Origin of the sequence: Streptococcus australis (assembly GCF_901543175.1) — a bacterium.
Lineage (GTDB): Bacteria > Bacillota > Bacilli > Lactobacillales > Streptococcaceae > Streptococcus > Streptococcus australis_A.
This window is the reverse complement of record NZ_LR594040.1, coordinates 875,532-897,233: the sequence shown is the minus strand read 5'-3', so window position 1 is coordinate 897,233 and position 21,702 is coordinate 875,532. Positions and strand designations below refer to the sequence as shown.

Sequence of the window (21,702 nt, the reverse complement as noted above, 5' to 3'; positions counted from 1 at the left end):
TTTGCTGACTTTGTCAAGGCTAATGCGAGGTAAATATAAAAAAACTCTCGAATATCAAGAGTTTTTCTGTCCATTTAATGCTAATTGCCGGGATTGAACCGGCGACCTCATCCTTACCATGGATGCGCTCTGCCAACTGAGCTAAATCAGCTTACCTAAAAAGTATACTATAGTTCTATGCTCTTGTCAAGCGCTCTCTTTTAATTTTCTAGAATGAGAAAAGCTAGACCTGGCAAGTATCTAGCTTATAAACTTCTTATTTTGTAAGGTCGATTCGCTGTCCCAGTTTTCCGATTAGGATTGCACCAACGATAAGCGAAGCAAACTCTCCAATCCCTGTAGAAAACCAAGTGAAGAAGAATGGAGCTTCAGCAACGATATGAAGTTCTGCTGCAATGGTAATCATTGAAATAGAGAAAAGGATTGAAAAGAAGAAATGATCTTTTCGAATCAAACCATTGAACAAATAGTCTTTCTTATACTTGCTAAAGAGCCAGACACCTAAACTTAAAAAGACCAGGGTAGATCCCCCTCCAACAAAGACATCAATCATACCAAAACTAAAGAAATTAGCAATCATACAACCAATCGTCACACCGATGATGTATTTAGGATTGTAAAAGGCCAAAAAATTCATCATCTCAGAAATACGGAACTGGTAAGCACCGTAGCTAATGGCATTCAGCGGTGGGGTAATGGTCAAAACCACATAGATAGCAGCAACGATAGCAATATCTGCCATGTCACGAACAGTTAAATTTTTCATGTTTTCTCCTTTGGCGGTTTCCCGCGTGAAATATGCTTGGTGAAAGAAGCTAAGCACCAAGGGTTGAGTGAATCAACCTTACTAGTATAGCACAATATATGTCTTTATGCTATACTAAAATTATGAAAAATCAAATAAAAACTTTTTTTGATAATGAAATCCTCTCCTATCTATTTTTTGGTGGAGCTACTACTTTAGTATCTATTTTATCACGTTTAGCTATCTACCATATCAGTCATCAGGAAATCCTAGCAACTGCACTTGCAAATATTATCGGTATTCTTTTTGCCTTTATCACTAATGATACATTTGTTTTTAAACAAAAGAGAAGGAATTGGGCAATCCGTCTGGCCAAATTTTTCTTAGCACGTCTTTCTACACTTGGTCTTGACGTTCTTTTAACTTATATCTTCGTTACATCTTATCCTGATATTATCGGGCAATTTGTCAACGATCAACTAGATCAGGTTAATGCCATCGAAACGATAATTGCGCAGGTTTTGATTATCATTCTTAACTATATTTTTAGTAAAGTCTATATTTTTAAAACAAAATAATGGGTTGTTAGAACATCAGAGTTGTATTATTTCACTATTTGGGATATAATTAATTAGAATTTTTGAAAGGAATTTATGAAAATGTTAAAGGATCTTAAAGCATTTTTGCTTCGTGGTAATGTTGTTGACCTTGCTGTCGGTGTGATCATTGCCTCTGCTTTTGGTGCTATCGTTACTTCATTTGTTAATGATATCATCACTCCACTTCTATTGAACCCTGCCTTGGAAGCTGCGAATGCTAACAACATCGCTGATCTTGCATGGAATGGTGTTACATATGGTAAATTCTTGAGTGCTATTATCAACTTCCTCGTTGTAGGTACTGTGCTTTTCTTCGTTGTTAAAGGTATGGAAAAAGCGCAAAACCTTACTAAAAAAGAAGAAGAAGCTGAGGAAGCTCCTGCTGCTCCAACTGAATTGGAAGTACTTCAAGAAATCAAAGCTCTTCTTGAGAAAAAATAATCGATTAAAAGGATCTAGCACAAAGCTAAATCCTTTTTCCTTTACAATTTTGGTAACTTACCTGCTTTCTCAAGCATTTTTTTGATAAGATAAGGCATCTTAACATTTTCACGACCTTTTTTCTCAATCAATTTTTTCACAAATTCTGGCATCTGAAGGTCGTCTGTCTCTTTCATGATGTCCTTGGTAGTTGCTGAAGGAACTAACTCATCAAAGGTTTCTTCTTCTGGAAGAAAAGCTTTAAATCCTTTGTCTTCATTGGCTCTTACAGTAGCAACTAAGGCGTCAATTAAACGACTATCCGTATTTGGCATTGGTGGACGATGGTAATGCACCCCCAATTCCTGACATAACTCATAACATTCCACATCGTTGTCAAACAAGACTTCAATGTGCTCACTGATAAAACTAATAGGTACAAAAATATAATGGTCTGGATGTTCTGTCTGTTCTCTGAGATATTCTAAAACATCTGGCTTAATCCATGGAATACCGATATCACTCTCACTCTGCCAAGTGTTGGTATATTGTTCTGAATCCAAACCTAGTTTTTCAGCAACTAGCTTGCTATTTTCAAAAATTTGATCGATATAAGGATCACCAAAATCCAAGGCAAAAACGGGCACACTATGGGCTGAAAAGATGACTTTAAAGCTATCTTGCTTCACTTCTTCTTTTAAAATTTTAGCAATTTCATCTGCCCAATAGTTTAAGAGCGCTTCTTCTTGATACCAGTCCTTAATAACTAAAAATTGAATTTGCTTGCTTTCTAAAAATTTCTCATAGCCCATAACAGAGTAAAAAGAATAATGGGGCTCCAAAATCAAACAAATACACTGCTCAATTCCGTCTGCTTCCATCTGACCAATCACATCTGGGATAAAGGGTCTAGAAAACTTATTAGCAAAATAAACACTATACTCATTCCCCAGCCTAGCTTCTACCAAGGCAACCTCTTCACGAGTAATTTTTTGCAAAGGAGTGCCACCAATTCGTATATAATTATCATAGAGAGTTTGAATCTCGTGGTCTCGAGGTCTCACTCCACGACGAATATTTGTGAAAAAATCAGCCACACCTTCAAAGGTAATCTCTTCTGGCGAACCGAAGGTCATCATTAAAATTGCTTTTTTCATAATCGCTTCCTTGTGATTTTTTTATCAAGTTTATTTTATCATGAATTCACTAATAAGTAAACGCTGACATAGCGACATTCACAATCTTTTGTTTTTCTCCTCTTTCTATGATACAATGAAAAAAATGATATTAAAGGAGTTTTTATGACTTATCCCAACCTTTTAGAGCATTTCTTGACCTACGTTAAGGTCAATACGCGTTCTGATGAACACTCGACTACTACTCCAAGTACGCAAAGTCAGGTAGATTTTGCGACCAATGTTCTTATTCCTGAAATGAAACGTGTCGGCCTGCAAAATGTTTACTACCTCCCAAATGGTTTCGCCATTGGTACCTTACCAGCTAATGATCCGAGCTTGACACGCAAAATCGGGTTCATCTCCCACATGGATACAGCTGACTTTAATGCTGAGGGAGTTAATCCGCAAGTTATCGAAAATTACGACGGTGGAGTTATCGACTTGGGTGATTCTGGATTTAAACTGGATCCAGCTGACTTTAAGAGTCTTGAAAAATATCCAGGCCAAACGCTTATCACAACCGATGGCACGACCTTGCTGGGTGCTGATGACAAGTCAGGGATCGCTGAGATTATGACTGCTATTGAATATCTGACTGCTCATCCCGAAATCAAACACTGTGAGATTCGAGTTGGTTTTGGACCAGATGAAGAAATCGGTGTTGGAGCTAACAAGTTTGATGCTGAAGACTTTGACGTTGACTTTGCCTATACTGTTGATGGTGGACCACTAGGGGAGCTTCAATACGAGACTTTCTCAGCAGCTGGTGCTGAACTCCATTTCCAAGGTCGCAATGTCCACCCTGGTACTGCTAAAGGTCAGATGGTCAATGCCCTTCAGCTAGCAATTGATTTTCATAATCAACTTCCAGAAAATGACCGACCTGAACTGACAGATGGTTACCAAGGTTTCTATCATCTTATGGATGTGTCAGGTAGTGTCGAGGAGGCGCGTGCAAGCTACATCATTCGCGATTTTGAAAAGGATGCCTTTGAAGCGCGTAAAGCAGCTATGCAAGCCATCGCTGACAAGATGAATCAAGAGCTTGGGAATGATCGCGTGACCTTAACTCTGACAGACCAGTACTACAATATGAAGGAAGTCATTGAGAAAGACATGACGCCTGTTACCATTGCTAAAGCTGTTATGGAAGATATAGGTATCACGCCAATTATCGAACCAATTCGTGGTGGCACAGATGGATCTAAGATTTCCTTTATGGGAATTCCAACTCCAAATATCTTTGCTGGTGGAGAAAACATGCATGGACGTTTTGAATACGTCAGCCTTCAGACTATGGAGCGTGCGGTGGATACCATCATTGGCATTGTATCTTATAAAGACTAAAAAAGACGAGGTAGCTCAGCTACTTCGCCTTTCTTTTTATTCGTTTGGTTGAGCACTTGGCTCAGACTCACTTTGCGCTTGCTTTTCTGTTGGTTGAGAAGCAACTGTCTCACTGTCTTTCTCAGACTTAGATTGGCTATCAGTTTCACTTGCTGTTGAACGGAGTTCCTGGTTCAAGCTAATGATTTCTTTAGCTAGAGTGAGGAGACCTTCTTTATCACTGCTTTTGGCTGCAAGTTGATCAAATAGGGCATCAACTCGTTCAAAGTCATCATCGGATCCTTTGTTATCCTCTAAGTACTTGTGAAGAGAGAGCAAGACATTATAGAGTTTTTGGTAGATGATCACGGTTTGTGGATCTTGTTCTGCTTCTTTTTCCTCTCGTTGGATAGTCGCTGCAATACGATTTAAAAGATCCTCAAGTTGTGTTTCAGCTTCGTCAAGGTCTGCATTTTCCTTTTCAGTAGCCGCTTTGATATTAGCTGCTTCTTCAGCTAGGGATTGTTTGACACCATCTTCTTTGACACGTGCTAGGAGTTGGGCAGCTTTAGTTAGGAGAGCATCCACTTCTTCCTTCTTAACATGGCTAACCCGCTCTTCTGGCATAAAATCACCGTAGAGTTCTTTTAGGAATTCATAGATGGCGATCTTAGCAGTTTGACTATCTACTTTTTCCGTATCTAGAATAGTCTTACCAGCTTTTGTAGATACGGGTTCTTCTTTGAGAGCTTCTTCTACTTCTAGCTTAGTTTGGTAAATAGTTGGGAATAACTTGTTCAAGTCGGTTGCTTTGAGGAAAGATTGTGACTGGTAAAGTTCCCAAGTCAACTGGGCAACACGGTTCCGAAGTTCTTCTCTCAAACGACCATCAGATACATGTTCATAGAAATACTTGATGTACTCTACTGTTGTAACCCCTGTCCGATCTCGGAAATCTTGCAAGGCCTGAAGTTTTGTTTCAATGGCATCCAACTCTGTCTCATCTTGTGCTAGTTTTGCTTCCTGCAAATGTACCAAAAGATCTTTCTTAGGCAGGCCATAAGTATCTGTATCCAGTGTATTGATCTTATCTACTAGAGCTTGGTACTTCTTATCTAAAGGTGAAGTTTCAACCGGTGCCACACTTTGATCCACATGGATATACTGTTTATCAAAGAGATCCAAGGCTGCTAGATATCCAGCAGTTGAGTTTGTTGCCAGTTTTTTCATATTTTCGGTGAATTGCCCCAAAGCAAGTTCAACACGTCTCTGCATGATTGGCTGGTCTTTGTAGAGACTTCTGCTATCTGCTAAAAGTTGATCCACCTTAGATAGAACAGTTTGTTCATCAAATGCTCCAGGTTGATAGGTCGATTGTAGGGCCGGAATCTTATTTTTCAAAGCTACTTCATAGCCCTTAGTTTGAACCTTGATGTAGTGATTGTGGTCTCCGTGAGGAATCACAAAACTATCATTTTCTACTTGCAAACTATAAGGAGACACCCCATCACGTAGAGCAGTCGTATACAGTTCATTTAGGAAATCCAGTTCTGGATTTCCAGTTTGGAGAGGAATACGAACATGTTCTTTTCGAACAGCATAGGGATGGATATGGGTTGGATCATAAGCTTGGTCTGGATTTCCAAAGACAAAGAATCCATTTGAAATGCGAATCGCTTCGAGCGGAACCCCGTAGGTCTGTGAGATATACTTGATTTTTTCTTCATCGCTAGCATCTCTTGAGAAACTTTCCACAGTCTTTGCAAGTGGTTGAACGTGCTGAGACTGATGATTTTCTTTCAAGTGATCCTGAGCAGCTTTGATTTGGGTTGCAGTCAAGTCCTTCTTAAAGAAATAATGAGCGTGATCTCCATGAGAAACTACAAACCCTTGCTCATCTTCACTAATGACACGGTCAGCTGCAAAACCATGATCATGTTCTTCACCGTGGTGGTGGTCATGCTCCTCTCCATCATGGTCATGGTCTTCATGGTTGGTATCCTGACTTCCATGGTCACCGTCTTGGTCATGAGGATGATCTTGTTGAGCTGGATGCTCTGCTGGTTTGCTTGGATTTTCCAAAGGTGTTGGCTTCCCACTGTCGCTAGATAAAGGAACCATACGCGCAATCTTTTCTTCCAAGGCAGAAAGCTTTGTATATGGGATGAAATGATAGTGATTTCCGTGAGGAATCGCCACGCCACTCGGCGTTCTACTTGAAATCTTAGCAGGATCAAAAATCAAGCCATCTGATTCAGCATAACGTTGATTACTTGGAAGAGCATAAAGTTGCTGCAATAGACTCTGAAGGCTCTCTTCTGGTTTGCTTGGTGTTTCGGTTTGTTGACTTGGATTAGTGGTTTGACTGCTTCCATTTTGGTTTGGACGATAGTCAGTCACAGTTGGTTGCTTTCTAGTTCCAGAGAAGTAAGCTTGAGCAGCTGCCAATTCGCTAGCAGACAAGGAACTTTTTGGAATATAGTGGTAATGTCCTCCATGAGGAACGATATAAGCATCACCAGTATCCTCTATAATATCAGATGGATTAAAAATATATCCATCATCGGTAGTATAGCGTCCTTGTGATCGTGCAAGTGTCACTGCACCGTTAGAAGTTGGTGCATCGTGTGTATGACCTTGTTTTTGGCGTTCAATTTCGTCCTTTGTACGAACGTTATCTGCATGCGCCGCATCCTTAAGGTAAACATAATGCTTACCATCCACCTTGATAATATAGCCACCTTTGATTTCATTGACAATATCAGTGTCTTTAAGCTGATAATTGGCATCTTTCATCAAAAGTTCTTCACTGAAAATCGCATCAAAAGGAACTTTCCCATTGTAATAATGGAAATGATCACCGTGTGATGTCACATAACCTTGATCAGTAATTTTCACGACAATTTGTTCTGACTGAATATCTTCTTTTTTGCTAACTTGATCTGGTGTCTGAGTCTCTGTTTTTTGAGAGTCTTGTTTACCATCAACATAAGATACACGGTTATTATCTTTGTTTACTTCTACTTGGTGTTGGTTCAGTGCATAGATGCAAAGACTTAGAGAAAGGACTAAAGCCGATCCCGCTGCAAGATATTTCTTCTTCATTTTCATCATCTCCTCATTTTAATTCTTCTGCAAGAACATTTATATTTTCTTCTAGATTTTCTAAGTAAGTTTTGTTATTTTCGGGGTCTGCTTCCAAAGGATTCAGTGTTTTCAGACTAACTCCTGTTGATTTGACCAAGGTTTCAGCAACTTTAGAGGAAGCATTGCTCTCAGTAAAGATGGTTTTAACCTTATAGGTTTTGACAAATTCTTGGATTTCAGTCAACTGTCTGGGACTCGGCTCTTGTTCAGGAGAGATACCAGCAATTCCAAGTTGTCTCAAACCAAAGCGTTTAGCTAGGTAAGAAAAGGCTGTGTGTTGTGTAACAAAAGTCTTTTGACTCGCTTTTTCGAAAATGGGCTGGTATTTCTTGCTTAATTCTTGAGCTTTAGCGATAAAGTTTTTGGCATTCTTTTGATAGGTTTCCTTGTTTGCACTATCAATTTCAGAAAGTTTGTCCGCAATAATCTGTGCTTCTTCGCCTGCTTTTTCAGGATCTAACCAAGTGTGCGGGTCGTAAAGTGTTTTTTCATCAATCCCATCACCAGCTTCTACGTCTTCCAAACCGGGTACACGTTCCAAGGTCATCCCTTCAGACGCTTCTAAGACTTTTACTTTTGATTTTTTCAAGTTGGGATCTAGACTTCCCGCCCAAGACTCCAGTGTATGCGAGTGGTAGACAAAGACATCCGCGTCATAAATAGCAGCAATATCGTTCGCTGAGGGTTCATATGAGTGAATTCCACTACTTGACTGAATCATCCGTACATCATTCAAGTCACCTGATACCTCTTTGACCATGGCGTAGATAGGGTAAAAACTTGTGACAATCTTCATCCCTTTTGCTTCTTGTTTTTCTTTTTGACTACATGCTCCTAAGACAAGAGCCAGCAGACTGGCCATCAATAATAGGATCGTTCTTTTTTTCATTATTACTCCTTAACTAGTATTTAACCATTTAATTAACTAGTAAATAGTTTATCTTTATTTACACCATATGTCAAGACATTTTGCACATTTCCATGAAAAAATGAGAACTAGAACTTACATTCTGCTCTCATTTTTCGTTTTCCCGTTCTCCTATCCTGTTTTTAGGAGTTAGAACATGCTGCTACGACTACTTACTCTCCCTTAACAAAGCCAATAGTTTTTCAGCTTCTGCCATAATAGTATTGTTGTCTTGGGCGCCAAATAGTAAATTATTCTTTAATCCTGTGAGAGTTTCTTTGGCGTTGGACTTGGTAATTGGATCCTGAATTTTTCCGAGTAAATCTTCAGCCTCTCTCAGTTTTTCTTCAACCTTTTCAGTTTCAACCTGAGGTTCTTCTGGCTCCTCTGGCGATTCTTCTTTTGGCTCCTCTGATGGTGTTGGAGATTCTGGTTTCTCACTCTGAGGTTTCTCTTCGCGAGGTTTTTCTTCCTCATGTTTTTCTGTACGAGGTTTCTCCACTGATGGTTTTTCCGATTGATTGTTACCAGCTTGACCATTTTGATTTCTTTGAACATGGTCACTTGCATTGCCCCATCCACTATCTGAATGCGGACGTTCGTTTGGATGTTCTACATAGTATTTTACAGTCGCAAAAAGATCCTCCAGAGTATACCCCTTAGGTGCCTCATAAAGGCCTTCGTCAAACCACTCAAATTTGATGTTATGGTAATGGTCATAATGAGGAATAATCAAGCTTCCGTTTTTGACTTCCACAGTATGTTGGAGATTGTAAGGCATACGATCAAGTGGCACCTTCTTAGCTGCCTTCACGCGATTGTAGATAGCTTCTGCTCCTTTAGCCTCAGTATTTCCTGAATTCTGATGGTCAGTCGAAGGAGGTGTCAAACCTTTCTCTTTAGTATAAGCTTGGGCTGCTGCTCTTTCAGCTTCAGACAAACTATCTTTCTTAATCCAATGACTGTGGGTCATATGCGGAGTTACATAGGCATCCCCCTCATCACTGGTGATATCACGAGGATCAAAGATATAGCCATCTTCTGTTGTATACTTGCCTGCCAACTTGGCTACTTGAATCTCATCATCTGTATAAGCAATTTGCGCATTTGGTTTTCCTAAACGTTCTGGATGACGAATCGGTGCTGAGAAGTCAAGAATATCATTCACTAACTTGACTTTATCTCTTGAGGCATCATTGAGACGTTCCAACAGTTTATCCAAGGCCTCAAAATCAACTTGTCGACCTTTATTATCAAGTAAATCTTGATGAATTCTTGCTAGTAGGTCATAAGCCTTATTGTAAAATTCTCGATCACTAGATGGGAGCTCAGTTTTCTTAGCTCCTAGCTTATGAGATAAACTTTCTAGCTTGGCTAGTTTACTATCAATGGCTGCTGCTGTTTCTGCTGAAAGTTCCTTGGCTGGGATATAACGAGAAACTCCATTCTCTTCAAAGACATAACCATCAGCTACTTTTCGAACCGCTTGTTTGACCAATTTTTCGTCAATTGGATTGCTTGGAGCAGGTTGAGGATTTGGTGCAGGTTGCGGATTCGGTTGTGGGTTTGGTTGTTCTGGTCTTGAATCTGGCACCCAATGGTTCGAACTGTAACGAAGTGGAATGATGCGAGCGATTCGCTCTTCTAATTCAGACATTTGTTCATAAGGGATAAAGTGGTAATGGTTACCATGAGGGACAGCTACACCTCTGGCTGTACGACTTGTGATTTGCGCTGGATCAAAGACAAGTCCATCTGATTCCACGTGTCGTTGGCTCAAAGGCAGTTTGTAGAGCTGTCTCAAAAGACTATCAATGTCATCACTTTGACTTGCTTGACTGTTAGTGTTACTGTTGTTGCTTGTGTTAGTATTGGTAGTTCCCTGATTGCTTACAGAAGGAACCCAGTTAGTTCTTGGGGTGCTATCGCTATTTTGTCGGCGATAGGTTCTTGAACTTGACAAACTTCCCCGACCAGATAGGAAGGCTTCTGCAGCAGCCAATTCGCTAGCTGATAATTCATTCTTAGGAATATAATGGTAATGATCACCATGAGGAACGATATAAGCATCGCCAGTATCTTCAATGATATCAGATGCATTAAAGATGTAACCATCATCTGTGGTATAACGTCCTTGCGAACGTGCCAGAGCTACAGCACCATCGTTTCTTGGAGTCCCACCTTCACGATGCTGACTATGCTCTTGTTTTTGTCGATTGATTTCCTCTTTTGTACGGACATTATCAGCATGGGCAGCATCCTTAAGGTAAACATAGTATTTTCCATCTACCTTGATAACATAACCACCCTTGACTTCATTAACAATATCCTCATCTTTTAGCCTATAGTTTGGATCCTTCATGAGTAATTCTTCACTAAAAATCGCATCATAAGGAACCTTTCCATTGTAATAATGATAGTGGTCGCCATGTGAAGTGACATAGCCTTGGTCTGTTATCTTGATGACGATTTGCTCAGCATTGATGCCTTCTTTTTTACTGACTTCATCAGGAGTCAAATTCTCCGTTTTTTGCGTCGCTTGTTTTCCATCTATATAGGAAACACGATTATTTTCCTTAACCGTTCTAGCTTGATACAGTCCCAACTCGTAAGAACAAACACTTAAAATCAAGGCTGCCGCAGAACCTGCTAGGTATTTTTTATTAATTTTCATCGAAGCTCTCTTTCTTTTTGATATTTCTAGTCGCAATTCATTTCTAAATTGCAGAAACTCCTCTCTAATAGTTAACTGGTTAATAGTTTACCCCTAAATTTGCAACTTGTCAAGAATTTTATGAACTAGTTAAGTATTTTTTTATTCCCCACCACTACTTTCTCTAGAATGAACTTTATATAAAAAAGATTTTCTTGAAAATTCTTTAAAAAAATCCCTGCAACCGAGTTGCAAGGACTTTTTGATTAATCAAAATTAACGTATTCTTTTTGAAGTTCAAGAACTTCTTCCATTGTTGAGCATTCTGTAAGGGCACGGTTTGCGTACTCTTCCATCTTAGCTGTATCCAATTTCTTCATCAAGCTACGTGTACGAAGTACAGATGTTGCTGACATAGAGAACTCATCCAAGCCCATTCCGACAAGAAGTGGAACAGCTTGTTGGTCACCAGCCATCTCACCACACATACCAGCCCATTTACCTTCAGCGTGAGCTGCTTTGATAACGTTGTTGATCAAACGTAGGATTGATGGGTTGTATGGTTGGTAAAGGTATGAAACTTGCTCGTTCATACGGTCTGCTGCCATTGTGTATTGGATCAAGTCATTTGTACCAATTGAGAAGAAGTCAACTTCTTTAGCAAATTGGTCTGCAAGCATGGCTGCTGCAGGGATTTCGATCATGATACCAACTTGGATATTATCCGCAACTGCAACTCCTTCAGCAAGAAGGTTTGCTTTTTCTTCGTCAAAGACTGCTTTAGCTGCACGGAATTCTTTCAAGAGCGCAACCATTGGGAACATGATACGCAATTGACCGTGAACAGACGCACGAAGAAGGGCACGGATTTGTGTGCGGAACATAGCATCTCCAGTCTCAGAGATAGAGATACGAAGGGCACGGAATCCAAGGAATGGGTTCATTTCGTGAGGCATATCGAAGTAAGGAAGTTCCTTATCTCCACCGATATCCATTGTACGAACGACAACAGGTTTACCGTTCATTCCTTCAAGTACAGCCTTGTAAGCTTCGTACTGCTCGTCTTCTGTTGGGAAGTCTTGAGAATCCATGTACAAGAACTCTGTACGGTAAAGACCGACAGCTTCAGCACCATTGTCATTGACACCTTCGACGTCTTTTGGAGTACCGATGTTGGCAGCCAATTCAAAGTGTTTACCATCAGCAGTTACTGTTTTGGCATCTTTCAAGAGAGCCCATTCAGCTTTTTGCTTCGCATAAGCTTCACCAGCTGCCTTGAATTCTGCTGCTTGCTCATCAGTTGGGTTGATAATAACCTCACCAGTGATTCCGTTAACGGCAAGGATGTCACCGTCTTTAACGATTTCAGTGATGTTGTTTGTACCCAATACAGCAGCAATTTCAAGTGTACGTGCCATGATAGCTGAGTGGCTTGTACGTCCACCGATGTTGGTTACAAAAGCTTTTACAAAGTTTTTGTCCAATTGAGCTGTATCAGAAGGAGTCAAGTCATGTGCAATGACGATTACTTCTTCATTGATAGAAGCTGGGTTTGGCAATTTTTTACCAAGAAGATTTGCCAATACACGTTTTGTCACGTCGCGGATATCCGCCGCACGTTCTTGCATGTATGGGTTGTCTTCCATACCCTCAAAGATAGTGATAAACATGTCTGTCACTTCTTTCAGACCTGCTTCTGCATTCACTTTCTTAGCACGGATTGTTTCTTTGATTTGGCTGATCATTTCTGGGTCAGCAAGAACCATTAAGTGAGCGTCAAATACTTGAGCAGCTTCTTCACCGAGCGTACCTACTGCTTTCTCACGAATAACAGAAAGCTCGTCTTGTGATGCTTTTAGAGCGACATCAAGGCGAGCTTCTTCTGCGTTTGTATCTTCGACTGTAACAGTCTCAAATGACAAATCCGGTTGAACGAGTAGATATGCTTTTGCAACTGCAACACCGTCTGATGCTGCGATTCCTTTAAGCATTTCTGTCATTTCCTTATGCCAATCCTTCTTTTTCCATTGTTTCTGAGATAGCAGCGATTGCATCGTCAGCATCTGCACCTTCAGCTGAAATTGTAACGTCAGCGCCTTGGCCAACACCAAGACTCATAACACCCATGATAGATTTAAGGTTTACTGATTTACCTTTGTACTCAAGAGTGATATCTGAAGCAAATTTGCTAGCTGTTTGTACCAACAATGTTGCTGGACGTGCGTGGATACCTGTTTCTGCCACTACGTGGAAATCTTTAGAAGCCATAGTTTGACTCTCCTTTAAGTGTTTTCTTTTTTGAGTTATATGTGATAACCCTTACAATAGTGTATTATATCACCTTCAAGATAATTTTTCAAGTGTTTTATGGACTTTCTTCAATTTCCTTTCAGATAACTTGCTGAAAATCTTCTATATAAATTACCAACATACAGGATATAGTTTTTTTGTTTTAATAAAATTTGATAGTTCAATGAAAGTCAAAACTTATGTTTTAAAAACCACTATATATTGTATTTTGTTTTTAAAACTGTAACTTTTAGGCACAAGATTTAGTTTAAAAAGTTTGACAAAGTTTTTTTTTCTGATATACTAAGAAAGTAATCAAATTTTATGAGGAGTTACGAAAATGGTAACGGTTTATTCTAAAAATAATTGTGTACAATGTAAAATGACCAAACGTTTCTTGGACAGCAACAATGTCGCTTATCGTGAGATCAATCTCGACGAGCAACCTGAGTACATCGATCAAGTTAAAGAGCTCGGTTTCAGCGCAGCTCCTGTTATCCAAACACCAACTGAAGTCTTTTCAGGTTTCCAACCAGAAAAACTGAAACAATTAGCATAATCTTAGTACATCATCCAGAAGAAACTCGCTTCTAGGGCTAACTTAGAGGCCTTTCTTTTGTAATTAGATAAAGGAAATTTTATGGGATTAAAACATCTTGAGGACGTGACCTACTTCCGTCTCAATAACGAAATTAACCGTCCTGTTAATGGACAAATCATGCTTCATAAAGATAAAGAAGCCTTGGATGCTTTCTTTAAAGAAAATGTAGTTCCAAACACTATGGTTTTTGATTCAATCACTGATAAAATCAACTACCTCATTGAACACAACTACATTGAAACAGCATTTATCAAGAAATACCGCCCAGAATTCTTGGAAGAATTGCATCAATTTATCAAGGACCAAAACTTTCAATTCAAGTCTTTCATGGCTGCCTATAAGTTCTATAATCAATACGCCTTGAAGACTAATGACGGTGAATATTACCTTGAAAGCATGGAAGACCGTGTCTTCTTTAATGCACTTTACTTTGCTGACGGAGATGAAGCGATTGCGACTGATATTGCCAATGAAATCATCCACCAACGCTACCAACCAGCTACTCCTTCCTTTTTGAACGCAGGTCGTGCTCGTCGTGGGGAGTTGGTATCTTGTTTCTTGATTCAAGTAACTGATGACATGAACTCTATCGGACGTTCTATCAACTCTGCTCTTCAACTTTCACGTATCGGTGGTGGTGTGGGAATTTCCCTCAGCAACCTTCGTGAAGCTGGAGCTCCTATCAAAGGCTATGAAGGAGCAGCATCTGGTGTCGTACCAGTTATGAAGCTTTTTGAAGACAGCTTCTCTTACTCAAACCAACTCGGGCAACGTCAAGGTGCTGGGGTTGTCTACCTCAACGTCTTTCACCCAGATATCATCGCTTTCCTTTCAACTAAGAAAGAAAATGCTGATGAAAAAGTTCGGGTTAAGACTCTCTCACTCGGTGTTGTAGTACCTGATAAATTCTACGAATTGGCTCGTAAAAATGAAGAAATGTACCTCTTCAGTCCATACTCTGTAGAGCTTGAGTACGGTGTGCCATTCAACTATATCGACATCACTGAAAAATATGATGAACTAGTAGCAAATCCAAATATCCGCAAGACAAAAATCAAGGCGCGTGATTTGGAAACTGAAATTTCTAAATTGCAACAAGAATCTGGCTATCCTTATGTAGTCAACATTGATACAGCTAACCGTGCAAATCCAGTTGAGGGTAAGATTATCATGAGTAACTTGTGTTCTGAGATTCTTCAAGTTCAAGAACCAAGTTTGATCAACGATGCTCAAGAATTCCTTCAAATGGGAACGGACGTTTCATGTAACCTTGGTTCAACCAACGTGGTCAACATGATGACTTCACCTGACTTTGGTCGTTCAATTCGTGCCATGGTTCGTGCTTTGACTTTCGTTACAGATAGTTCACACATCGTAGCTGTACCTACTATCGACCACGGAAATAGCTTGGCCCACACCTTTGGTCTTGGTGCCATGGGACTTCATAGCTATCTAGCGCAACAACTCATCGAATATGGATCACCTGAGTCTGTTGAATTCACTAGCATCTACTTTATGCTTATGAACTACTGGACCTTGGTAGAATCTAATAACATCGCGCGTGAACGTGGTATCACCTTCCACAACTTTGAAAAATCAGACTATGCTAACGGAAGCTACTTCGATAAGTATGTGACAGGCGAATTCCTTCCAAAATCAGACCGTGTCAAAGAGCTCTTCAAAGATGTCTTTATCCCTAGTGCTGCTGACTGGGCTGAACTTCGTGACAAGGTTCAAGCAGATGGACTTTATCACCAAAACCGTCTTGCTGTTGCTCCAAATGGTTCTATCAGCTACATCAACGACGTTTCCGCTTCTATCCACCCGATTACGCAACGTATCGAAGAACGTCAAGAAAAGAAAATCGGTAAAATCTACTACCCTGCTGCTGGCTTGTCAACAGATACTATCCCTTACTACACTTCTGCTTACGACATGGATATGCGTAAGGTGATTGATGTTTACGCTGCTGCTACTGAACACGTGGACCAAGGGCTTTCACTCACTCTCTTTATGCGTAGTGACATTCCAAAAGATCTTTACGAATGGAAGAAAGAAAACAAACAAACGACACGTGACTTGTCAATCCTTCGTAACTATGCCTTTAACAAGGGTATCAAGTCTATCTACTACGTCCGTACCTTTACAGACGACGGTGGAGAAGTCGGTGCTAACCAATGTGAAAGCTGTGTGATTTAATGGAAAAAATTTTTACTACTTGTCTAAATAGTAAATGGGAGCCAATTTACGTTATACTTTTTCTTGGCTCCATGACATTTATTGCTTATTCCGCAATAAAAAAATATGATACCATTGAAATAGGTTCTATAAAACTAAGCAAGGCTGCATAATAATTACTATTACATTGGAGAAATACACCTTATGGAAACTTACTACAAAGCTATTAACTGGAATGCCATCGAAGATGTCATCGACAAATCAACTTGGGAAAAGCTGACGGAGCAATTCTGGCTCGATACGCGTATCCCCTTGTCAAATGACCTAGACGACTGGAGAAAACTATCAAACAAAGAAAAAGACTTAGTAGGAAAAGTCTTTGGTGGTTTGACCCTTTTGGATACTATGCAATCTGAAACAGGGGTTCAAGCCCTTCGCGCAGACATCCGTACACCGCATGAGGAAGCTGTTTTCAACAATATCCAGTTTATGGAATCTGTCCACGCAAAATCTTACTCTTCTATCTTTTCAACCTTGAATACCAAGGCTGAAATCGAAGAAATCTTTGAATGGACCAACACTAACCCCTACCTACAAAGAAAAGCGGAAATTATCAATGAAATCTACCTCAATGGTAGCCCCCTTGAAAAGAAAGTTGCCAGTGTCTTTCTTGAAACCTTCCTCTTCTACTCTGGTTTCTTCACCCCACTTTACTATCTCGGTAATAACAAACTTGCCAATGTTGCGGAAATCATCAAGTTGATTATCCGTGATGAATCTGTTCACGGAACCTACATTGGTTACAAATTCCAAGTTGGTTTTAATGAATTACCTGAAGAGGAGCAAGAAAAACTCAAAGAATGGATGTACGACCTGCTCTATACCCTCTATGAGAACGAAGAGGGCTATACAGAAAGTCTCTATGACGGTGTTGGTTGGACTGAAGAAGTCAAAACCTTCCTTCGCTACAATGCCAATAAGGCTCTGATGAATCTTGGACAAGATCCTCTCTTCCCAGATTCAGCTGATGATGTCAATCCTATCGTCATGAACGGAATCTCAACAGGAACTTCTAACCACGACTTCTTCTCTCAAGTCGGAAATGGTTACCTCCTTGGGGAAGTTGAAGCAATGCAAGACGAAGATTACAACTACGGTTTAGACTAATTTAACCAATCATTCAAAATATCATGGTTTGTTTAAAACAACCATGGTATTTTTGTTTTTGTTTTATTTTGTTTTTTTCTATTTGATTGATTGAGCGTTTTATGGTAAGATAATAATAGTAGAAATCGAGGTGATAAGGATGCTGAAGCAAGAAAAACTAGATAGTATTTTAGAAACAGTGAATACTAAAGGAACCATTACCGTAAAAGAAATCATGACGCGTCTGGATGTATCAGATATGACAGCTCGTCGCTACTTACAAGAATTGGCAGATAAAGATTTACTGGTCCGTGTGCATGGTGGTGCTGAAAAACTTCGTACAGGTTCTCTCTTAAACAACGAACGCTCAAACGTCGAAAAACAAGGCTTGCAGATTGCTGAAAAACAAGAAATCAGCCGTTTTGCGGGTCATTTGATTGACGAAGGTGAAACTATTTTTATCGGACCAGGTACGACCTTAGAATGCTTTGCTCGTGAGCTCCCAATTGATAATATTCGTGTCGTAACAAACAGTCTTCCTGTTTTTCTCATCCTAAACGAACGAAAACTAACAGATCTGATTTTGATTGGTGGAAACTATCGCTCTATCACTGGTGCTTTTGTAGGGACACTCACCTTGCAGGATTTGACCAACCTTCAGTTTTCTAAAGCGTTTGTAAGTTGTAATGGTATTAAGGATAAGGCAATTGCTACCTTCAGTGAAGAAGAGGGCGAGGTACAACGAATCGCCTTGAATAATGCCAATAAAAAATACTTACTGGCAGACCACAGTAAGTTTAATAAGTTTGATTTTTACACTTTCTACAATATCTCAGAGATTGATACCATCGTTTCAGATTCCAAACTGAGTCAGGAGACATTTGAAGATCTGTCGAAACAAACAACCATTCTTTTATCAAAACCATAAAAATTCCCCTGCCTTTTGGCGGGGAATTTTTTTGTTTTAGTTTTACTCGATAATCTGTGTCTCAGCTAGTTTTTTGTACCAGTGAGCTGATTTCTTGGGATAGCGCTCCTGGGTCTCAAAATCAACATAGAAGAGGCCGTAACGCTTTTCGTAACCATTTGACCAAGAAAAGACATCCATCAACGACCAGATAAAGTAGCCTTTGACATTGGCTCCATCAGAGATTGCATCTGCAATCACTTCCATGTGTTTCTTTACATAATCAATCCGTCCATCATCGTAGACTGTCCCATCCACAAACTCATCTTTGTATCCGAGACCATTCTCTGTGATGTAGATTTTCTTGTAATTTGGGTAATCTTTCTTCACGCGCATGATTTGATCATACAAACCTTGAGGATAGATAATCCAGTCCCAGTCCGTACGTGGGACATAGTCAGGCGCCACTCGACGTCCAACTCCCTTAATCTGATACTTAGAGCTTCCTTTTTCACCCTTACCGTTATGAATGATTTCTGTTTCGCCATCAAAGGCTTGCATCCAATCACTCATGTAGTAGTTAATTCCAAGGAAGTCATTCAGGTCTTTTGCAGCTTCTAGCACAGCGAAGTCTTCTTCACGCAGATCTAAACTTCCACCATTGACTGCTAAGATATGGTTGACACCTTCCATCGTTTCTTCGGAATATCGTCCTAGATAAGTCGCATCCAAAATAAATTTATTGTGAATGATATCTTCTAACTCGGCTGCACGAACATCTGCTGGATTATCTGGATCCAGAGGATACTTAGTAGGCAGTGCATGAACCACACCAATTTCACCCTTATATCCCTTATCCTTGAAAAGTTTTACTGCACGCGCATGCGACACCATCATATTGTGATGAGATTGGAAGACTTTGGCAAGGTCGTACTGAATACCTGGAGGGAATTTCCCAACCAAATACTGACCATCTCCTATCGGCCCAATTTCATTAAAGGTTGTCCAATAGTTGACTTCAGGAAATTCTTCAAAACAGAAGGCTGCATAATCCACAAAGTGATCAATGTTTTCTCTATTCAGGAAGTCTCCATTTGAATGTAGAGCTTCTGGCGTATCAAAGTGATGAAGAGTTACAAAGGGCTCAACATGACGGTTGTGGCACTCTGCAAATAGATTATGATAGAACTCAACCCCCTTGTCATTAACCTTCCCATAACCAGTTGGAAAGATACGTGACCAAGCGATTGAAATACGGATACCATTGACACCATACTCTTCTGCAAGTTTGAGGTCAACTGGGTATTTGTGATAGAAATCACTGGCTGGTTCAGCAGTGTACCAGTAGTTATCTTTGAGGTATTTGTCCCAGGCAACTGGTCCTTTTCCATCGGTATGTGTAGCACCTTCTGCTTGGTAGGCTGCTGTTGCTCCGCCAAAAATAAAGTCTTTTGGTAATGTTTTTGACATTTTGTTCACCTTTCAAGAATTTCAAGAAATAGAAATGAGATGGAGATATAGTTGGGAGGAGTTCCTCCATCTCACTTCTTCGCTATTTACATTTTAATCTTCGAACTGCGCTTGAACAAAGGCAAGAGCGCCTTTTCCATCGCGAGTCAATTTAATGTATTGGCCACCTTCTGTCTTAGCAAGTTTGATACCAAGTTTGTCGGTTTCGGCCTTCATGTCTTCAAAGTTTGAAGCAACTTGAGGAGCAAGAATAACCAGATCAAACTCAGGCAACATTTCACGGTGAGCACCATAGCCACCAGCTGCTGCTTTAACAGGAACTTTGTACTCTGCAGCTGCCTTGTTTAGAGCATTTGCAAGGAGACCACTTGTTCCTCCACCTGCACAGAGAACGAGAACATTTGTTTCTTCTGTGATTGTGTTTTGCGCTGTTTCTACACCTGCTTTTTCAAGAATCGCATCTGCTTTGGCAGTATTGAAGTTTGCTGCTACTTTTTCTTTCAATTCATCATTGGCTTTACCTGAACGCTCTTCTTCAAGAATTTGTTCATCATAAACCTTGAGAAATGGATAGTAGATGGCTACGTCAACAAGGATTAACAAAGCAGCAAGAACAAAGGACAAGAATTGGAAGTTTGTACCGAGAACAATACCGAGTGGACCTGGTGTTGTCCAAGGAAGGTTGGCAGTAAATGAGTTCATGCCAAGCGTTTCAATGAAGAATTTAAAGATCCATACGTTGGCAATTGGCGCAAAGATGAAAGGAATAAAGAAGATTGGGTTCAAGACAAGCGGTGCACCAAACAGAATTGGTTCGTTCACACCAAAGAAGGTTGGTACTACTGACGCACGTCCGATCGCACGGTTTCGTTTTGATTTGGTCAACCACATGAACATGAATGGAACAACCAGTGTTGCACCCGTACCACCCATGGTAACGATAAACATTTGTGTACCTGAAGTAAGGATCTTGTCTGCATGCATCCCTTGTTGGAGAAGGTTCAAGTTGACCTCAGCATTTGCATAGGTAATCGCTGCGATTGCAGGTTCAACGATAGATGGACCATGGATACCAACAAACCAGAAGAAGGCAAAGGCACCAAAGATAATGGTAATACCTAGATAACCATCAGCAGCAGAGAATAATGGTGCAAAGAATTTTCCAATTGATTCAGCTACGCTTGCACCAACAAAATGACGAGCTAGTAAATCAAGAGCATAAAGAGAAACCACTGATAGAGTGAATGGAATCACATCTTTAAATACTTGTGAGATATTTGGTGGAACTTCGTCAGGCATACGAATAGTGACGTTGTTCTTAACACAAACCTTATAGATGGCTACAGTAACAAAGGCAGCAAGGAAGGCTGAAAGCAAACCTTTTGTCCCCAAGAATCCAGTAGCTAGGCCATTTTCGATAGGATCAGCTGCCAACATCAACAAACCAACAATTGCTGCCAACAATGTTGACATATAGTTGATTTGATTGGTTTTCTCCATGCTACGGTTTACTGAGTCGGTCAATGACTTAGCCGTTGTACCAGCTACCAAGAGAGCTAGAATCCCCATTGAATAGCTATAAGGTTTCATGAGGAGATTAACAACATCATCAGACCATTTAAAGCCCCATGAGTTTGGTACAAAAGCAATCAAGATAAAGATACTTGAGAAGAGAATGACAGGCATACCAGCAATGAAACCATCACGAATGGCCCGAAGATAGATATTACGAGACAGTTTTTCAAAGAAAGGTTTTCCTTTCTCAATAAAAGCAATTAGTTTGTTCATTACTTAACTCCTCTCTTGTAAAGTTCGATTAAATGGTGCATCAAATCTTTTAACAAAATGGTAGTCATCAAGTGATCCTGACCGTGCATCATGGTTACACTATAGGCCAAATCTTCACCAGCTGCCTCCTTAGTCAAAAGGCTTGTTTGCGCGTGGTGTGCCTCCGCGATGCAACCACCTGCTTCCTCCACGAGAGTATCAGCTTTCGCAAAATCGCCAGCTTCAGCAGCCTTCAAGGCTTCCAATAGTTTTGAACGAGCATCGCCAGCATAGGCTACGATTTCAAAACCTAACAATGTTACTTCTTCTCTATTCATGATAGAATTCTCCTTATGTATTTTTAATTAA

General features: G+C 40.1%; 17 protein-coding genes, 1 tRNA gene and 1 riboswitch. Of the genes, 7 read left to right on the top strand and 11 right to left on the bottom strand.

Annotated features, from left to right (window positions below; all coding sequences use genetic code 11):
• Positions 1–78 precede the first annotated feature (78 nt).
• Positions 79–151 (bottom strand) — tRNA-Thr (locus FGK98_RS04375).
• A gap of 105 nt (positions 152–256) precedes the next feature.
• Positions 257–766 (bottom strand): QueT transporter family protein, encoded by a 510-nt coding sequence (locus tag FGK98_RS04370; RefSeq protein ID WP_138100228.1) that lies wholly within the window; start codon positions 764–766, stop codon positions 257–259.
• Positions 764–860: riboswitch (PreQ1 riboswitch) on the bottom strand. It overlaps the preceding gene by 3 nt.
• Positions 861–888: 28 nt before the next feature.
• Here FGK98_RS04370 and FGK98_RS04365 point away from each other — a divergent pair.
• Together FGK98_RS04365 and mscL are read left to right on the top strand one after the other, a co-directional pair.
• Entirely contained in the window at positions 889–1,323 is a 435-nt protein-coding gene (locus tag FGK98_RS04365) for a GtrA family protein (RefSeq protein ID WP_138100226.1), read from the top strand.
• Between the two features lie 81 nt (positions 1,324–1,404).
• Positions 1,405–1,785, top strand: coding sequence for a large conductance mechanosensitive channel protein MscL (gene mscL / locus FGK98_RS04360; RefSeq protein WP_138101032.1), 381 nt, complete (start codon positions 1,405–1,407; stop codon positions 1,783–1,785).
• A 41-nt stretch (positions 1,786–1,826) separates the two neighbouring features.
• Here mscL and hemH read toward each other — a convergent pair whose 3' ends face one another.
• Positions 1,827–2,921 carry a ferrochelatase gene (hemH, locus tag FGK98_RS04355; RefSeq protein WP_138100224.1) on the bottom strand — a complete coding sequence of 365 codons (1,095 nt, stop codon included), beginning with the start codon at positions 2,919–2,921 and terminating at the stop codon, positions 1,827–1,829.
• Between the two features lie 144 nt (positions 2,922–3,065).
• On the opposite strand from hemH, the gene pepT reads away from it, so the two are divergent.
• Positions 3,066–4,289, top strand: a complete 1,224-nt coding sequence (gene pepT, locus FGK98_RS04350; RefSeq protein WP_138100222.1) for a peptidase T — start codon at positions 3,066–3,068, stop codon at positions 4,287–4,289.
• A gap of 36 nt (positions 4,290–4,325) precedes the next feature.
• On the opposite strand, the gene FGK98_RS04345 is transcribed toward pepT, so the two are convergent.
• The 5 genes from FGK98_RS04345 to FGK98_RS04325 form a co-directional block, all read right to left on the bottom strand.
• Entirely contained in the window at positions 4,326–7,373 is a 3,048-nt protein-coding gene (locus FGK98_RS04345) for a pneumococcal-type histidine triad protein (RefSeq protein WP_138100220.1), read from the bottom strand.
• A gap of 13 nt (positions 7,374–7,386) precedes the next feature.
• Positions 7,387–8,304 (bottom strand): metal ABC transporter substrate-binding protein, encoded by a 918-nt coding sequence (locus FGK98_RS04340; protein WP_138100218.1) that lies wholly within the window; start codon positions 8,302–8,304, stop codon positions 7,387–7,389.
• Between the two features lie 187 nt (positions 8,305–8,491).
• Positions 8,492–10,996 (bottom strand): pneumococcal-type histidine triad protein, encoded by a 2,505-nt coding sequence (locus tag FGK98_RS04335; RefSeq protein ID WP_138100217.1) that lies wholly within the window; start codon positions 10,994–10,996, stop codon positions 8,492–8,494.
• A gap of 245 nt (positions 10,997–11,241) precedes the next feature.
• Entirely contained in the window at positions 11,242–12,975 is a 1,734-nt protein-coding gene (gene ptsP, locus FGK98_RS04330) for a phosphoenolpyruvate--protein phosphotransferase (RefSeq protein ID WP_033585964.1), read from the bottom strand.
• A 4-nt stretch (positions 12,976–12,979) separates the two neighbouring features.
• Positions 12,980–13,243, bottom strand: coding sequence for a phosphocarrier protein HPr (locus tag FGK98_RS04325; RefSeq protein WP_000146947.1), 264 nt, complete (start codon positions 13,241–13,243; stop codon positions 12,980–12,982).
• A 361-nt stretch (positions 13,244–13,604) separates the two neighbouring features.
• Here FGK98_RS04325 and nrdH point away from each other — a divergent pair, with 361 nt between their 5' ends.
• The 4 genes from nrdH (at position 13,605) to FGK98_RS04305 (ending at position 18,117) form a co-directional block, all read left to right on the top strand.
• Positions 13,605–13,823, top strand: coding sequence for a glutaredoxin-like protein NrdH (nrdH, locus tag FGK98_RS04320; protein ID WP_138100215.1), 219 nt, complete (start codon positions 13,605–13,607; stop codon positions 13,821–13,823).
• Positions 13,824–13,904: 81 nt separating this feature from the next.
• Positions 13,905–16,064 (top strand): class 1b ribonucleoside-diphosphate reductase subunit alpha, encoded by a 2,160-nt coding sequence (gene nrdE, locus FGK98_RS04315; RefSeq protein ID WP_138100213.1) that lies wholly within the window; start codon positions 13,905–13,907, stop codon positions 16,062–16,064.
• A 183-nt stretch (positions 16,065–16,247) separates the two neighbouring features.
• Positions 16,248–17,210 (top strand): class 1b ribonucleoside-diphosphate reductase subunit beta, encoded by a 963-nt coding sequence (gene nrdF / locus FGK98_RS04310; RefSeq protein ID WP_138100211.1) that lies wholly within the window; start codon positions 16,248–16,250, stop codon positions 17,208–17,210.
• A 139-nt stretch (positions 17,211–17,349) separates the two neighbouring features.
• Positions 17,350–18,117 (top strand): DeoR/GlpR family DNA-binding transcription regulator, encoded by a 768-nt coding sequence (locus tag FGK98_RS04305; protein WP_138100209.1) that lies wholly within the window; start codon positions 17,350–17,352, stop codon positions 18,115–18,117.
• A gap of 42 nt (positions 18,118–18,159) precedes the next feature.
• Here FGK98_RS04305 and lacG read toward each other — a convergent pair whose 3' ends face one another.
• The 3 genes from lacG to FGK98_RS04290 all read right to left on the bottom strand — a co-directional run bounded on the left by lacG (position 18,160) and on the right by FGK98_RS04290 (position 21,671).
• Positions 18,160–19,566 carry a 6-phospho-beta-galactosidase gene (lacG, locus tag FGK98_RS04300; RefSeq protein WP_138100208.1) on the bottom strand — a complete coding sequence of 469 codons (1,407 nt, stop codon included), beginning with the start codon at positions 19,564–19,566 and terminating at the stop codon, positions 18,160–18,162.
• 93 nt (positions 19,567–19,659) lie between these two features.
• A complete protein-coding gene (locus FGK98_RS04295; RefSeq protein WP_138100206.1) occupies positions 19,660–21,354 on the bottom strand; it encodes a lactose-specific PTS transporter subunit EIIC in 1,695 nt (564 codons plus the stop codon).
• On the bottom strand, positions 21,354–21,671 hold the full coding sequence (locus tag FGK98_RS04290) for a PTS lactose/cellobiose transporter subunit IIA (protein WP_001078327.1): 318 nt from the start codon (positions 21,669–21,671) through the stop codon (positions 21,354–21,356). The genes FGK98_RS04295 and FGK98_RS04290 overlap by 1 nt, the downstream gene beginning before the upstream one ends.
• Positions 21,672–21,702 lie beyond the last annotated feature (31 nt).

Bases quoted from the DNA above. Each gene is read 5' to 3' on its own strand.
- FGK98_RS04370 (WP_138100228.1), bottom strand. From the start codon at position 766: ATGAAAAATTTAACTGTTCGTGACATGGCAGATATTGCTATCGTTGCT.
- FGK98_RS04365 (WP_138100226.1), top strand. From the start codon at position 889: ATGAAAAATCAAATAAAAACTTTTTTTGATAATGAAATCCTCTCCTAT.
- mscL (WP_138101032.1), top strand. From the start codon at position 1,405: ATGTTAAAGGATCTTAAAGCATTTTTGCTTCGTGGTAATGTTGTTGAC.
- hemH (WP_138100224.1), bottom strand. From the start codon at position 2,921: ATGAAAAAAGCAATTTTAATGATGACCTTCGGTTCGCCAGAAGAGATT.
- pepT (WP_138100222.1), top strand. From the start codon at position 3,066: ATGACTTATCCCAACCTTTTAGAGCATTTCTTGACCTACGTTAAGGTC.
- FGK98_RS04345 (WP_138100220.1), bottom strand. From the start codon at position 7,373: ATGAAGAAGAAATATCTTGCAGCGGGATCGGCTTTAGTCCTTTCTCTA.
- FGK98_RS04340 (WP_138100218.1), bottom strand. From the start codon at position 8,304: ATGAAAAAAAGAACGATCCTATTATTGATGGCCAGTCTGCTGGCTCTT.
- FGK98_RS04335 (WP_138100217.1), bottom strand. From the start codon at position 10,996: ATGAAAATTAATAAAAAATACCTAGCAGGTTCTGCGGCAGCCTTGATT.
- ptsP (WP_033585964.1), bottom strand. From the start codon at position 12,975: ATGACAGAAATGCTTAAAGGAATCGCAGCATCAGACGGTGTTGCAGTT.
- FGK98_RS04325 (WP_000146947.1), bottom strand. From the start codon at position 13,243: ATGGCTTCTAAAGATTTCCACGTAGTGGCAGAAACAGGTATCCACGCA.
- nrdH (WP_138100215.1), top strand. From the start codon at position 13,605: ATGGTAACGGTTTATTCTAAAAATAATTGTGTACAATGTAAAATGACC.
- nrdE (WP_138100213.1), top strand. From the start codon at position 13,905: ATGGGATTAAAACATCTTGAGGACGTGACCTACTTCCGTCTCAATAAC.
- nrdF (WP_138100211.1), top strand. From the start codon at position 16,248: ATGGAAACTTACTACAAAGCTATTAACTGGAATGCCATCGAAGATGTC.
- FGK98_RS04305 (WP_138100209.1), top strand. From the start codon at position 17,350: ATGCTGAAGCAAGAAAAACTAGATAGTATTTTAGAAACAGTGAATACT.
- lacG (WP_138100208.1), bottom strand. From the start codon at position 19,566: ATGTCAAAAACATTACCAAAAGACTTTATTTTTGGCGGAGCAACAGCA.
- FGK98_RS04295 (WP_138100206.1), bottom strand. From the start codon at position 21,354: ATGAACAAACTAATTGCTTTTATTGAGAAAGGAAAACCTTTCTTTGAA.
- FGK98_RS04290 (WP_001078327.1), bottom strand. From the start codon at position 21,671: ATGAATAGAGAAGAAGTAACATTGTTAGGTTTTGAAATCGTAGCCTAT.